This is a genomic window from Chamaesiphon sp. VAR_69_metabat_338 (genome assembly GCF_031423935.1).
In the GTDB taxonomy this organism is placed as follows: domain Bacteria; phylum Cyanobacteriota; class Cyanobacteriia; order Cyanobacteriales; family Chamaesiphonaceae; genus Chamaesiphon.
The window spans coordinates 1-14814 of the sequence record NZ_JANPGM010000160.1 but is presented as its reverse complement, the minus strand read 5'-3'; the positions used below and the strand labels follow the sequence as shown (position 1 = coordinate 14814).

Below are 14814 nucleotides of genomic sequence, written 5' to 3'. Positions count from 1 at the left end.
CGCGCAGCAGTTGACAGGCTGCTCGATCCCGAAAATACTTCTGTTACCCTTAACACTCTGGGCAAAGCAGCTAGCGTTCTGGGCAAGCGCATCAAAATTGAGCTGGTTTAAGCCAATATCCTACATGTACCCAAATTTCTGAGTCTCGATCGGGATTACTAAATTCTAAGCGCGTTCGCCATCGCATTAGCTTCAGAATTCCTGGCTAAAGATTTCCGTCAATACGACATTAGAAAATAACAATCCTTCGGGATCTGATAGTCGCAAATAACGCTCGTCATCTGTACTGATGAGAGTCTCTACCCAGCCTTGCTGTTGATATCGCTGTAGGCATTTTAATAACTGCTCTACTCTAGTGCTCCCAAATTCGGACTCGATCGATCTCAGACTCACTCCACGGGATAATCGCAGTCCTAGCATCAAAGTTTCTAAAAACCGATCGGCGGTGGGGGTCAGATCTACTCGCCAATTGCCACCATCCGCCACCCACTGATAGTATTCCTGCGTTTTACGGGGACGGGTGAAGCGGTAGTTTTCGAGATTGCTAGCAGCACCCATGCCGAAGGCGTAGTAGGGTTGATTTTGCCAATAGGTGAGATTGTGGCGACACTGAAATCCGGGTTTGGCGTAGTTGGAAATCTCATAATGTTCGTAGCCTGCGCTGCTTAAAATTTGCTGGGCGGTACGGTACATCTGGGCGGTGATTTCGTCGCTGGGGAGGGGTTTGTCGCCAGGTTGATACTGTTTGGCGAAGGGGGTTTGGGCTTCAACGATCAGATCGTAGCAGGAAATGTGAGTGGGTTGGAGGGCGATCGCCGATTGCAATGAATCTACCCAATTATCGATCGATTGTTGGGGCAAGCCAGAAATCAGATCGAGGCTCCAGTTGGCGACACCGCCTTGGTGGATTAGTTCTACAGCGTGGTAAATATCGCCGACAGTATGCGATCGACCGCACAATTGCAATAATTGGTCTTGAAATGCTTGCACGCCGATACTGACCCGATTTACCCCTGCCTGGAGATAGTCTTGAAGTTGGCTCAGATCGAATGTCCCGGGGTCGATTTCCATCGAGATTTCGGCGTTACTGGCGATCCCGAATTTGGTGGCTAATAAATCTAAAATCTGGCTGATTTGCTCGACAGCGAGCAGTGACGGGGTGCCGCCGCCGAAGAAAATTGTTTCGAGGGGTCGATGGTAATTTGTTTGCGTGGCAATTTCTCGTGCCAAGCGATCGAGATAGAGTTGGATATTACCCGAACTCGCGCCTGTCTGGCGACTGCCAACGACAAAGACGGGAAAATCGCAGTAGTAGCACCGCTGCCGACAGAAGGGGATATGAATGTAAGCAGCAGTTGGCAGCAAGGAAATAATTATCTTTGTACGCCCTCAACGGTGGGAGGTGTCGATGTGCGAGGTATCGATCTATTGTAGGCGATCGCTGTAAATCGATGGGGTGCGCCCTATTGCCAGTTAGTCGTCCAACAAGATCGGCGGCGAACGGATCTACCGTCACATCACAACTAAGCTGCTCCGAACTTGCCGCTTAAGCTGTGGGAGCTGGCTGTTGTGGCGATGAATTGGATGAGGAGTTGCGATCGGTTGCCATGTTGACGACTAAACCTAATACCGGAACTTTGGCTACTGTCAGGGTGCGGAGCGAGTTGCGCAAAATTTCTCGATGAACTTTACCGAGTCTATTCACCATCAATAATCCATCTGTGTGGGGGATTAATAATAATGAATCGGCAAAATTGAGGGGGACAGTATCGTAGATTACTAGATCGAAATTATGTTGGCATTTTTCCATCAGCTTCCGCATTTTTTTGGAACTTAAAATGCTGGTGGGATCGAGAGAAACCGAACCTGCCAGGAGAATATATAAATTTTCCTCACCGGGCAAGAGTTGAACTGTATCCATCAGTTCAGTGGTGCCAGCAATAATATCCGTCAAACCTGGAATGAAATCATTCTCATGTTGCCCTACCAGGGCTTGCAAGCTGGGCTTGCGGAGATCGGTGTTCACTAATAATACCCGCTGACCCATTGCCGCCGCCGCTTGCGCTAGTTGAATCGAGATCGTTGTCTTGCCTTCATCGGGTAATGACGAACTGACGACGATCGATCGAATCGGTGCATCTGGACTCAACAACCGCAACTGCGAATTGAGCGCGCGGAACGACTCCAGAAAGGGCGAGAATCGATATTGACCGAGTGCGTCCTTCCTGGGAGCTGGGGGCTGTGTGCTGCCGTTTGCGATCCCCGTCAGAGACCTCTGTTCGTCTTCTCGGCGCGGAATTACCCCCAAAATCGGAATATTTAGTTCGTCGCGTAAGTCTTTGAGTGAATAAATCACATCATTCATCTTATCGACGACTAAGGCCATTCCCGTCCCTAGCAGTAAGCCGAGAATCGATCCTAAAGCCAGATCTTTGGCTAAGCCAGAGGATTCGATCGTTCTGACTGTCGGTGCCGCAATCAGCTCCCACGGCACTTCTTGACGGGCGGCACTAATCTTCAAATCTTCCCGCTTTTGTAAGAATTTGTTGACTTGTTCGGTGGCAGTTTTTAATTGGCGTTCGAGGTTTTCATATTGACGCGAGATCGTCGGCAGTTTTTCGGTTTGACTGGTCAGCGATTGGCTTGCGGCGTTAAGTCCCTTGAGCTTGGCATCCAAAACTTGAACTTGAGTAGCAGCAGCTAGATACTGTTTGCTCAGATCTTGGCGGAGGGCATTTTGATAGGGTAGCGATTGGGCGTTGGGAACGCTCTGGGCGAGGTTGCCACCCAACAGTGTCTTGGCTTTCTCTTCCAAGAGTGGTAGCAATTTTCGTCTTTTTTCCCGCAGCGAAATTACTTTTGGATGCTCCTCGGTCAAATCTGCCAATTGATTTTCCAATTCAACATCAATGTCTTGGAGTTGTTTGACTAATTGTTGGTATCCAGGCGCATCACTGAGCACCGAAGCGGCTTCCGCACTTTTGGGCTGAAGTTGCAGTTGCTGTTCGATCGATTTGTAGAGCTGGTTGGCTTTATCTAGCTCTACTTGAGTTGCTTGTTGCTCTTGCTTGGTCGTATTTAGTTGACTACTGAGCTGATTTTCGAGGATCTTCGGATCGGTTAACCGGTTTTGCTCTCGGAAAGTCTGTAATTGTTTCTCTAAAGTTTGGACTTGAGCTTGGATTGTCGGCAGTTGAGTATCGACGAACTTAATCGCTCGACTCACGTTAGTTTTGCGCTCGCTCAAACTATATTGAATGTAAGCCGCAGACACCATATTCAATAGCTGTTTTGCTTCGCTCGGCGAACCGCCACCGTACTTGATTTCTAATATTTTAGTGTCTTCAGTTGCTTTGAACCGACTGATGGCTAGCGACGATTTGAGTCGATCGTAAGACATCCCTGGTTGGGATGGCTTGAGCTTTTCAACCACAGGAGCTAAGATTTTCTCGCTCAGGAGGAGCTGAATTTGGGTGGGATAATCGAGAGTTGCTTTTGATGATTGCGCACCACCGACTTCTTGCTCCTCACCAGCTTTTTGATTGCCGGTCACAGCCGAAACTACTTGTCCTTCGGCAGTAACTGGCTCGATCAAGATTCTGAAGCTACCTTCGTATTGTGGCGGTCGCGTCCGGTTCCACGCGATCGTCGCCCCGATTGTCAGAATATTGATGGCGATCGCAATGCCGATCCGTCTCTGAATGGCATTGAAAACTTGATGAAAATCTAAACCGCCTTCCGCCCGATCGCTGCCGATGCTATTTTCCGCATTAAGCTGCAATCGAGGATGGGCATGACGTTCGCGCCAATTATTATCTTCATCCGGTTTTAACTCTCCACTTAGAATGATACTCATCGATCGCTAAATCCTCAAATAGTCTCAGCCGGCAAGAATACTTCTCAACACGAATAATAATTTAGGCAGGCGGCAACTTCCGATCGAGATTTGCTCCGATCGCTCTAAATTCTCCAGAGTGCCGCAACCTCTAAATAGTTCCACCTTTAGATTTTACCAGATGGAATCTTATCCCAATTGTAACAAAGCACCATCTTATTTGTGAGACAATTCAGCTATAAGGCTGACTCAAATTCCCGCATCGATTTGTAACTTTGTCACCGCTAAATTTGGTTGACAATCTGCTGCCGTTTTCACAAATGCAGCGATTTGTCAAATTATTTAGACGGACTGACGTACAGCGGGATTTGTTTGCCACTACCTTGATAATTTGGTAAGTCTCGACCAGTAAGATTGCGCGTGCTGCCGCCACTGTTGTCTCTGATATAAGTTGTATAATTTGGCACACCATAATTCACTTCACCCAAGGTAATCGAGATTGCCGATCGATCGTTGATAAACATCGGGGCATTTTGGGTGCCATCGGTTCCGGGGGTGGTGGTATATGCCAGACCGCCGAGGAGTTCGGTTTTACCGCCACCCTTGGTATGAATCAAGGTGCCGCCGCGCTCGGTTTTGAGTCCCAAAATCCACAGTTTGCCACCGTTATTGGTGATATGAGTGCCAACATTTTCAACATTAAATTGTCTCGCCCAGACATTTTGCCGATTGAAAGTCCAATTCTGGGAGGGGTTGGAGACGACATTTTCGATAAATACATCCCCCGAGCCGGTCATGTTACCCGACACATTGGCAGCGTCACGAATGACTAAGGTGCGAGCGGAGGCGTTTTCGAGGGTTGGGGTGGCAGTATACCCGCTCCCGATCCGCTCGAAGACCACGGTGGGACTATTACCCTCAACTACTTTAAAGCCAGGACTGACGTTATTTGGTATTTCAACATACGCTTCTGTGCCGATGATGCGGCGGACATTCTTGCGGATTAAGATCGTCTTGCTCAAATTGTACGCGCCCACGGGCAAATAAACTGTCGTCTGACCGGAATCGATCGCCGCTTGGATGGCCGTACTATCATCGCGACCGTCATTAGGAATGGCTCCAAAAGGGATGACATTAGCCCAATTATCGCCAGCAGGATTGTCCCACGGCACATCCGGCGTGTCCTTAATCGGCAGATTGAGAGTTTTGGCAGTTATGGGGAACTGCTTGGCAACTGTATCCCCCGCTGCGATCTTTTGCTGCTGCTCGATGGCGACGCGATAGCCGCCGGTTTTCAGGTTGCGAACCAATAGATCCAGCGGGAACTTATTCGAGATCGCTGGCTTGATGGCAGCGGTACCAGTCCCCTGCAAAACTGCGTCCAGTAAGGTGACGCGGCCACCCGCATTGTAAATAGCGGTAACGGCATTATTACTGGTCAAGCCGCGAATATTCAGAGTTTGTCCGGTGTTATATAACCCATAGCCGCGCTGATTTTTAAGGGTAATATTTTCTAAAGTTTGGCTATTGATGAAAAAGCCAGTGCGAATGCCATACTGAAATCCTTTAACCGTCAAGTTCTTGACTAACAGGGGGCCAATTTCATCGGCAAAATTCATGTCCAAGCCATTAACGCCCAGTCCATCCCCAGATTGAATGGTGACGTGGCGGATCGAGCCTTGATTGCTGGCATTAAACTGAATGCCGCTCGCGCCAGGATTGCCAGTCCCCGTATCGACGGTGAGATTGCGAATCGAGTTGCCAAATCGCTGTGCTGGTGCGGGGCCAGTGAAAATGACTGGTTTGGGCGTCGCCGCGTTCGCAAAACCCGCAGCCCGATCTTTGAGCCGGATGGTGACGCCGCTTTCACTCTGTCCTTGCAGGATTGTATTTTTGTACTCATCTCCTTTTCCTGGCGTCCCTGGCGGCCAGGTGAGAGTTTTGGAGACTAAATAAGTACCGTTGGGCAGATAAATAATCCGCCGTCCGTTGGGGTAAGCAGTTAATACGGCTTGAATGGCGGCGGTATCATCGGTGCGCCCATCGCCTTTGACCCCAAATTCCTTGACATTGACCGTCCCGGCATCGACGGGAAAGGCGATATTTTCGCGCTCGCCTCGATTGGCTCGACCGAGTAGATCCACGTTATTTTGTCTGGCTAGAGCGAGTACTCCTAGCGACACGATCGAAATAGCACCCAGAACTGATAATTTTATAACTGTTGAGACTTTCATTGGTAACGATCGAGCTAATTAACAACAAGTTTTTATTTATCTATATTCGCATATTTCGATCTGCTCAAACATACTGACTAATTACAATTTCGACCCACCTTAAACGTCTATCTATCGATCGCTAAATCGATCCCAACGGCGTAATTATACTGGCATTAGCAACAGCGAATATCGGCATTTATGCGGAGCAAATAGTCGAGCTTTTTTGACTCAATTAGAGTACAATGTCGAGGCGATCGATCGAATCGAAATTTGGATCTAGGTCGGATAATCGGTACGCAATCCGATCGGTCGATCGGGCAACAATAGCCGTCACTTTTAGCAGCTCGATTCGAGCGTAAACTCACATCCTTGGTTCGATCGCCGTGAAACGATTAAAAGTTCTAATTTCTGCTTATGCCTGTAGACCGGGCGAAGGTTCGGAACCAGGTGTTGGGTGGAATATCGTCAAGGAGTTGGCCGCAGATCGCGATCTGTGGGTGCTGACGCGAGCGGACAACCAGATGGCGATCGCCTCAGAGTTAGCGCGCAATCCACTGCCGAGGTTAAATTTTATCTACTGCGAACCGATCGGACTCATCCAAAAGTTGAACGGCAATGGCCGACTGGTTCACTTACATTATTACACTTGGCAAATTGCGGCGTATCTGGTCGCCCGCAATTTACATCGAGATCTCCAGTTCGATATCATCCACCATGTGACTTATGTGAGATATTCCACGCCGAGTTTTCTCTCGCTCTTGCCAGTGCCGTTTATCTGGGGGACTGTCGGCGGTGGCGAATCAGCTCCCATGGCTTTTTGGGCGGATTTTAGCTGGCGGGGCAAGGTGTATGAGTCGATTCGCCTCTTAGCGCATCGGCTGGGGGAACTAGATCCATTTACGCGGCAGACGGCGCGGCGGAGTGTGTTAGTTCGAGCCACCACTACCCAGACAGCCGAGCGGTTGCGGCTGATGGGAGCCAAGCAGATCGAGATTTTTTCCGAGTCAGGTTTGTCAGAGACTGAAATCGCCGATCTGGCTCGATTGCCGCTGCGCGATGCCGATCGGATCCGCTTTATTAGTATGGCCAGATTGTTGCATTGGAAAGGGCTGCATCTGAGCCTTCGCGCCTTTGCGCGCGCCAACATCCCCGATAGCGAATATTGGATTGTCGGTGAGGGCAGCGAACGGCAGCGATTACAAGCTTTAGCCCAGAGTTTGGGGATCGCCAGTCGCGTTAAATTCTGGGGTCGGCTGCCGCGTCACGATACCTTAGCCAAACTCGCCGAGTCAGATGTCTTAGTGCATCCCAGTCTCCACGACTCTGGTGGCTGGGTCTGCCTAGAAGCGATGGCTGCCGGTCGTCCGCCGATTTGCTTGGACATGGGCGGGCCGGCCACTCAAGTCACTGAAGCAACTGGCTTGAAGATTGCTGCCAACACGCCAGCTGCAGCGGTAGCGGGTATAGCGGCGGCGATGACTCAATTAGCGGGAAATCCCGAGCTGTTGAAAACAATGAGTCAGTCCGGACGCCAGCGAGTTGCGGAACTGTATAGCTGGAAAATTAAAGGTGAGTTGTTAGGTCAGCTGTATACAAAATTAGACCTGTCAGCGCGGCTCGATTGTCAGGATCGCTAATCTGTCCGCAGATTGCGAAGTCGCTCCTCAAGCTGTTGGTTAGTTCGATCTGACCCGGTTATAAATGTCCATTAACTGTTGATAATTTTGCTTGGCTGTGTACTTAGCCTCATATTCAGCCCGCGCATACCGCCGCATCGCGCCGACTAGTTTGGGATGGTTCAGACACCATTCAACTTTGGCAGCTAAGTCTTGGGGATCGCCAGGATTAAAATACAGCCCGTTTTTGGGCAGATCGATCAGCTCGGCGATCGCGCCGATATTGGAGGCAATCACTGGCGTACCCTTGGCAAAGGCTTCGACAGCCACCCGACCGAAAGTTTCATACCATTTTGAGGGGAACACCAAAAACATCGCCTCTCCCATCAGGGCATGCACCTCGGCGATCGATCGTTTGCCCAGCCACTCGATGTGCGGCATCCGCTTGGTAGCTGCCATCACCTGTTCCGCCAACGGCCCTTCCCCAACAATCTTCAGGGGCAGATTCGTACCCAGCCGCTCCCAGGCAGATATCAGCACATCCAGACCCTTTTCAACGGAAAGCCTGCCAACATACAAAGCATAGCCGCCACTCCCGCTACCCACACCCGGATCGGGATATACGAAATTGGGCTTGACGATCGTTTTATCGGCGGGAAAACCGGCTGCGATAAACTTCTGACGAGCAAACTCACTTAGCGTAATAAATAAATTCACCCGATTCCAGGTGCCAATACTGCGATGAAAGGTCAACATCGCGGCAGTTGTCGCTGTCGCCCCGCGATCGTCTCGATAGCAGGCATGAGCAATGCCGGGATAGGGGACAAACTGCCCCAAACAATCCTCGCAGACGTTACCGTCGCGAAAAAATAGTCCATTTGGGCAAATCAGCCGATAGTTGCGGAGTGTTTGAATGACGGGGACATTTTCGGCTTGAGCGGCATAATAGACCGAGGGCGAAATTAACGGGAAAAAATTCTGGACGTGAACCAGATCGCACCGATTTTGTCTGAGTTTGCGCTGCACCGTCCGATAGGATTGCTGCGACCACACAGTTCTGATTGCTAAGCTGGCCGGATCGATCTTGGCAATCTGCGTGTTATTCTCCTCATAAATATCGACTTTATGTCCCATTGTCCTCAGCAGTCGTTCTTCAGATTCCCGCGACTCATCTTCGCCACCACGGAGTTTATATTTGTTATGAATGCTTAAAATCCGCAATTTGCCGGTCATGTTCGTGCCTTGATGTAATCTGAAGTCGATCGTGATTAGGAATACTTAAAATCCGCAATTTGCCAGTCATATTCGCGCTTTAAGTTTGTTTCGTTCTAAAACGGAATCATAGATGTTTTCTAAAATTTTGGTTTGCTGATGCAGATTAAAGTTGGTGTCTACATGCCGTTTGCCGCGATCGCTAAACCGCTGCCGCAGTTCGGGTTCCCCCCACAACCGCAAGATTGCTGCTGCTAGTCCCGCGATATCGCGCTCTAAGACGAGCAAACCCGTGTCCCCATCGATGACGGCTTGGGGAATCCCCGCATGATGTGAAGCCACCACAGGTACACCCATGGCTTGGGCTTCGAGCACTACCGTTGGCAGTCCTTCGGAATCGCCATTAGCGGCAGTCACGCTCGGCACTACTAGCACTAACGATCGCGCCAGCCAACTTCTGACGACGGCTGGGGTTTGAAATCCCAAAAATTGATAACGATGGAGGAGTTTGGCTGCTAATCGCTCTAATTCGGTTTTGAGTTGGCCATCGCCAATGAGTAAAAGTTCTAGCTCGGGGGCAACTTCGCGAACTCGCGCCATTGCCCGAATCAAGTATTCACATCCTTTCTTTTCGGAAAATCTGCCGACAAACAACACGATCGGTTGAGGTGGTACTTTTGGATCGGATTGAAATAGGTGGGTATCGACGCCCAGACAGTGGGTAATAACTTTCTCGGCGGGAAAACCTTGGGCGATTAATTTTTGGCGGGTAAAATCGGACACGCCAATGAAGAGATCTACTTCTTGTTTTAAGGTTTCGCGTCTGTGGAGATAAATTCGTGTAGTTAGTGAATTTGTGCTGGCATAACGATCGCTCATGGTCGCATCGAGTCCGTGAAAAGTCACCACCATTGGTACTTTTAGGACTCGCTTTAATGGTAATGCCAAAGCTCCACACACGCCAAAATGGGCGTGAATTAACCTCGGATTTAACTGCCGCAATTGAGGATAGAATTGCGGTGCAAATCCAGACAGTTTGAACAGTCCTTCGGCAACTTTACCGAGTAATCCGCCTTGATTGACAACGAGGGTGCGATCGAGTGGCAGATCTAGTCCCGGCACCCGCCGCGCCCCCACGTAATAAGGCGTAAATTTTTGCAACCCCTCTGCTTGCGATCGAATAAAGGTTTCGGAAGCAGGGAGGAGTCTACCATTAAAGATCGCTACATTCGATGACTCAGACATGGTTAGTAATTTCTACCTACCGATCGAGCTGCAGTGGATAATCGACCCAAATCGAAGGCATAAAGATTTAAAAAAATTGCCGCTACTATGCACATCATTAGCCATCCCAATGCCATGATTTCGATGCCTGCGATGTGGAGCCAGAAAGTATTCAGCAGCATGAAGATCGGTAGTTACCAGTTATCGACTTTCATAAAGTTTTTGGGAATGTACCTACCAATTAAGGGGTAGCGATCGCGCCAGGTTAAATAGCCCTGAAGTTCTGGCGGTAGTTGTCGATCGAATTCGACAATTTGTCTAGCCGAAAGGGGCGATCGATCGCAGTAAAACGGATTTTTGGGACGGTAGCTGAAATAGTGAAAGAAGATGGCCGCGCGATCGGTCTGGATCGGTGGCTTGCCCCGATGGTAACAGCGAGAGGTGTCTGTAAAAATTACTGTACCCGCTTTCCCAATGCATGAAATCAGCCAATTGTCCGGCCTATTGTCGTCCGCACGATGAGCGTCCGACCTATTGTTGAGTAACTGTTGCATGTCAGTATGGGTCAACCCTTTATATTTAGGCAGCTCGGCCACCAGCCATTCATTGGTAGCGGCATTAACGCATTGATAGGGGCCGCCAGCCTCATTGACATCGTTGAGGTAGACGGCAACTTTGATCATCCGCCAGTCTTCCTTGTCGCGATGCCAGATGCGCGGGCCAGCATCTCTACCGTCAGCCACACTGTAGTAAAATGACAACCCCCCATAGCCGACGGGTAAGCCCAGATAAGACTCGACAATTTTGAGCAATCGTGATGAGAGTCCCCATCGGAGCACTTCTGGATGTTGCAGCAATTGCTCTGCGGTGGCCATCAATGTATGTTTGCCCGCCTGACTGGGCACGCGCGACAGTCGCGCCAGTTCTTTGCTAATCGGCTCGGCAGCGGCTAGGAGCTGCTGGCTATCGGGGATTGCCAATGCGGCGAGGGAGGTAATATAGATCCCCTCTTGCTCTAATCGATCGACAATGGTCTGTTCGGTAGCATCTAACACGGGCAAAAATGCTTGGTGGCGATCGCGCCACTGTTGATAGCGGGGATAGAGAACCAGTCGCTCGAACCAATCGCTACTATTAATCCGACAAGCCAGATCGGCGGGGAGGCTGAATAGTTTGTTGACTAATCTCCTAGCTAGGCGATAGAGCGGCGCGAGATTATCGAACCGGAGATGACGAAGTTGAGCAAAGGTATTAACGATCATGATGCACTCACGTAGATATTAAATACGGCTACTCGCTGACTGATAAATTGCGAGCAGCCGTTGGTAATTGTTGTCAGCAGTGTACTTGGATTCAAATTCAGCTCGTGCTGTCAGCCGCAGTCGAGCTAGTTGGTGCGGATTTGCTAGCAAACTAGCGATTTTGGCGGCCAGATCCGTAGGGTCGCCCGGACGAAATAGTAAACCACTGCGATCGTTCACCAACTCGGGAATTGCCCCGATGTCGGATGCTACTACAGGGGTACCCTTGGCCAAAGCTTCAATCGCTACCTGGCCGAAAGTTTCGTACCATTCAGAGGGAAACACCAGCAAGGCCGCATTCCCAACGATGTCATAGACTTCCGGCGCGGGTTTGCGCCCCAGCCATTCAATGTGGGGCATTTCCCGGACGGCTTGTGTCACTAGATCGGCCATCGGGCCGTCGCCCAGGATTTTGAGGGGGAGCTGAGAGTCGAGTTGCCGCCAAGCATCGAGCAGGACTCCCAGCCCTTTCTCGATCGACAGCCTGCCCACGTAGACAGCGTAGCCACCGTTCCCGTCGCTAGGAGCGGGGACGGGATGGAGAAAGTTGGGTTTCAAGACGAGTTTGGCCGCCGGTAAGCCACCCTGAATAAATTTATCCATCGCAAACTGGCTGATGACAATGAATTTATCCACCGCTTCAGTCCAGGTGCCCAAGAGGGAGTGCCAGCCGTTGGTGGCAGCGACTAGCGCACTCGTCCCTCGGCTATTGCGATAGCAGCCCCGCACGATGCCCGGTAGCTGTCCGGCAGACCCCAGGCAATCTTCACACACATGGCCATCGCGAAAAAACAGGGCATTGGGGCACAGCAGCCGATAATTATGCAGCGTTTGAACGACAGCGACGCCTTCGTCTTTGGCTGCATAATAAGCCGCCGGGGAAATTAACGGAAAAGTATTGTGAAAGTGGGCGACTTGGGGCTGGTAGAGCTGGATGAGCGATCGCAACTCCTGATAGACCGTACTGTTCCACAAGGTGTTTTTGGCTAGCAGCAAGGGATTGACGGTAGCGATATCGTCGTTATCGAGGGTATAGCGATAGACTTTGTGCCCCCGCTCTTCGAGCAGGGCCGTTTCGGTGTCAAAAATCCGATCTTCGCCGCCTGGTTGTTGGTACCGATTGTGAACGGCTAAAATTTTCATGAGGCGATCGACTCCGACTGGCGTTGAGCATTGCGGGCGACATCTGTATATAACTGGGAAATCTGGTGGCCGCGCACTTCCCAGTTGTAGACTGTCTTAACTCGCTGTTGACCGGCTAGTCCCATGGCCAATTGCAGTTGGGGGTCATTAGCCAACCGCACCATGGCGGCTGCCAATCCCTGCGCGGCTCGATCGGGATCGGTGGCATCGACTTTAAACCCAGTCTCATCAGTCACCTGTACGGCTGGGCCGCCCAAATTCAGACAGAGCACGGGACGGGCGGCCATCATCGCTTCGAGACACACCCACCCCCCGGAGTCGTGCAAGCTCGGGTGGACTAGTGCCGTACAACTGCCTAATTTTTCCAACGCTTCATTGCGGGGCAGTCGATTCCAAAATTTGACACGATCGGCGATCCCCAAGTCGCTGGCAAGCTGTTCGAGCCGGTGGCGATCGGGGCCATCGCCCAACACCCAATACTCAGCCTCAGGGAGATCCGCCAGGGCAAAGGCGCGCAGCCCCAGATGAAAGCCTTTCCAATGCAACAAGCGACCCATGCTAATAAATCTCACCGCAGTATTATTGCTGCTGCATGCCATCAACCGGACGATCTCTTCGTTAGTCAGACTGGATTCGGGAAAGATTTCGACATTGTGCGCGCCCATTTTGCGCATCCGCACCGCCGTATCTTCGGTAGTCGCGCGGGCGATCGCGCTGCGCTGCGCGGCGATCCGGGCAAAGGGATCGCGTTCGCCCACCCAGCGAATCCCGCTGCGGAGAATCTCATAAACTTTATTACTCAAGCTAAAATCTTGCCAAAACGGTGCGGGTGCCGATTCGCCGCCGCCAACTGGCCCCCAAATCAGCGGGATCGGCAGGAATGCTAGAAAACTGGGGGATGAGTGGCGCACGAACGTGACGTGGTGCGCCAGATCGAAGCCGATCTCGGCGTGTAACTGGCGGGCGACGAAAAATGCCTGGATCTGCCAAAAATAGTAATGGATCAAAAAGGCGATCGATCCCCCCTGTCGCCACAGCGACCCAAAAATCGGCAGGGTGAAATATACAAAGTGCAGATTGGGATTGGGATTACGTTCGAGTTCGGCTTCGATCGCCTCTTTGCCGTCATCGGGACGGGTTAAGACCCAAATTTCGTGGTGTTTGGCCATTTCCCAAGCGGTATTCCAGCCGACGCCTGGTTCTGTTCCTCGGCCTGGTTCGCAGGCATAAGCTGATAGTAAAACCTTCATGTGGATCGGAAGTCCTGATACTTTGTTACTTGGCAGGGGTTGATAATACGGACTCACACAGCTCGATGTACTGTTGGGCGGCATTTAAGTAATGAAAATCACCCGCCCGCTGCTGGGCTTGCGATCGATAATACTCCCTTAACTCTGGTCGATCCAGCAGATACAGGATCTCGGCAGCTAAGGCGTCCGGATCGCCCGTCGGCACCATCCGACCAGACTTACCTCCTTCGATCGCATCCTTCATCCCGCCGGGGGCATCGGTGACGACGACCGCCGCCCCCGCCGCCATCGCCTCTTGTAAGGCGATCGGGCAACCTTCCCACGCCGAAGCCAACACAAACACATCGGCTTTGGCCATATAGCGGTAAGGATTGGACTCGTATCCCGGCATGGCAACCGAATCGGCAATCCCCAGTTCTTGGCAGAGCTGTTCTAATTCGCCCCGCAATGGCCCTTCGCCGAGGATCAGCAGTCGGGCGGGTTTGACGGCAATGACGCGGGCAAAGGCACGGAGCAAGCCATCGAGTTGTTTTTGTTTGGCCAATCTAGCCGCCGTGACGATCGTCGGTATTTCGGCGTTGTCGTCGAACCAGGGATGCTCGGTCGGCACTTGCGCCAGTCGTTGCACTCGCTCGGGATCGATCGGATTTAAGATGACCTGCATCGGAATATCTGCGGCGATCTTCAGGGTTTCTACCAAGTCGGTAATCGTATCTTGGGAGACGCCGACCAAGGCATCGCCATAAGGATAGGTGTACCGCATTAGAATTGGCAGGAACCGCAGGTGTAGTTTATCGCGGTGTTCGATACTGGCTTCGAGACTAATAATATTGTGTTCGCCCAAAATTACTTTGGTCTTGCTGCCTGAGAGATATTTGGCCCACACGCCGACGATATTGAAGTACCACGGCATCGGTAAGAGCACATCGGGCTGATGCTCCTTGAGGTAGCGAATCGTGGCTGGTAGGGAGAATGTCGTGCGTTTGACATTCAAAGTGACGATCGGAATATCGGCAT

10 protein-coding genes and 1 pseudogene are annotated in these 14814 nt (G+C 51.2%); 2 read left to right on the top strand and 9 right to left on the bottom strand.

Features of this window, described 5'->3' with window-relative positions; all coding sequences use genetic code 11:
• A pseudogene (locus RMO84_RS21285) lies at positions 1 to 111 on the top strand (Fis family transcriptional regulator); the annotation flags it as partial.
• Positions 112 to 192: 81 nt separating this feature from the next.
• On the opposite strand, the gene hemW reads toward RMO84_RS21285, so the two are convergent.
• From hemW to RMO84_RS04765, 3 genes are all read right to left on the bottom strand, one after another.
• Positions 193 to 1365 (bottom strand): radical SAM family heme chaperone HemW, encoded by a 1173-nt coding sequence (gene hemW / locus RMO84_RS04775; protein WP_310487338.1) that lies wholly within the window; start codon positions 1363 to 1365, stop codon positions 193 to 195.
• A gap of 181 nt (positions 1366 to 1546) precedes the next feature.
• Complete coding sequence (locus RMO84_RS04770; protein ID WP_310487337.1) at positions 1547 to 3856, bottom strand: polysaccharide biosynthesis tyrosine autokinase; 2310 nt, start codon at positions 3854 to 3856, stop codon at positions 1547 to 1549.
• 317 nt (positions 3857 to 4173) lie between these two features.
• Positions 4174 to 6069, bottom strand: coding sequence for a glycosyl hydrolase family 28-related protein (locus tag RMO84_RS04765; RefSeq protein ID WP_310487336.1), 1896 nt, complete (start codon positions 6067 to 6069; stop codon positions 4174 to 4176).
• 365 nt (positions 6070 to 6434) lie between these two features.
• On the opposite strand from RMO84_RS04765, the gene RMO84_RS04760 reads away from it, so the two are divergent.
• On the top strand, positions 6435 to 7688 hold the full coding sequence (locus tag RMO84_RS04760; protein ID WP_310487335.1) for a glycosyltransferase: 1254 nt from the start codon (positions 6435 to 6437) through the stop codon (positions 7686 to 7688).
• 39 nt (positions 7689 to 7727) lie between these two features.
• On the opposite strand, the gene RMO84_RS04755 is transcribed toward RMO84_RS04760, so the two are convergent.
• The 6 genes from RMO84_RS04755 to RMO84_RS04730 all read right to left on the bottom strand — a co-directional run.
• On the bottom strand, positions 7728 to 8888 hold the full coding sequence (locus RMO84_RS04755) for a glycosyltransferase (RefSeq protein WP_396135771.1): 1161 nt from the start codon (positions 8886 to 8888) through the stop codon (positions 7728 to 7730).
• A 78-nt stretch (positions 8889 to 8966) separates the two neighbouring features.
• Entirely contained in the window at positions 8967 to 10124 is a 1158-nt protein-coding gene (locus RMO84_RS04750; protein WP_310487333.1) for a glycosyltransferase, read from the bottom strand.
• A gap of 173 nt (positions 10125 to 10297) precedes the next feature.
• Positions 10298 to 11365 carry a hypothetical protein gene (locus RMO84_RS04745; protein ID WP_310487332.1) on the bottom strand — a complete coding sequence of 356 codons (1068 nt, stop codon included), beginning with the start codon at positions 11363 to 11365 and terminating at the stop codon, positions 10298 to 10300.
• 18 nt (positions 11366 to 11383) lie between these two features.
• Complete coding sequence (locus tag RMO84_RS04740) at positions 11384 to 12547, bottom strand: glycosyltransferase (RefSeq protein ID WP_310487331.1); 1164 nt, start codon at positions 12545 to 12547, stop codon at positions 11384 to 11386.
• Positions 12544 to 13797 carry a glycosyltransferase gene (locus RMO84_RS04735; protein ID WP_310487330.1) on the bottom strand — a complete coding sequence of 418 codons (1254 nt, stop codon included), beginning with the start codon at positions 13795 to 13797 and terminating at the stop codon, positions 12544 to 12546. The genes RMO84_RS04740 and RMO84_RS04735 overlap by 4 nt, the downstream gene beginning before the upstream one ends.
• A 25-nt stretch (positions 13798 to 13822) precedes the next feature.
• On the bottom strand, positions 13823 to 14814 hold a 992-nt coding region (locus tag RMO84_RS04730), incomplete at its 5' end, for a glycosyltransferase (RefSeq protein WP_310487329.1).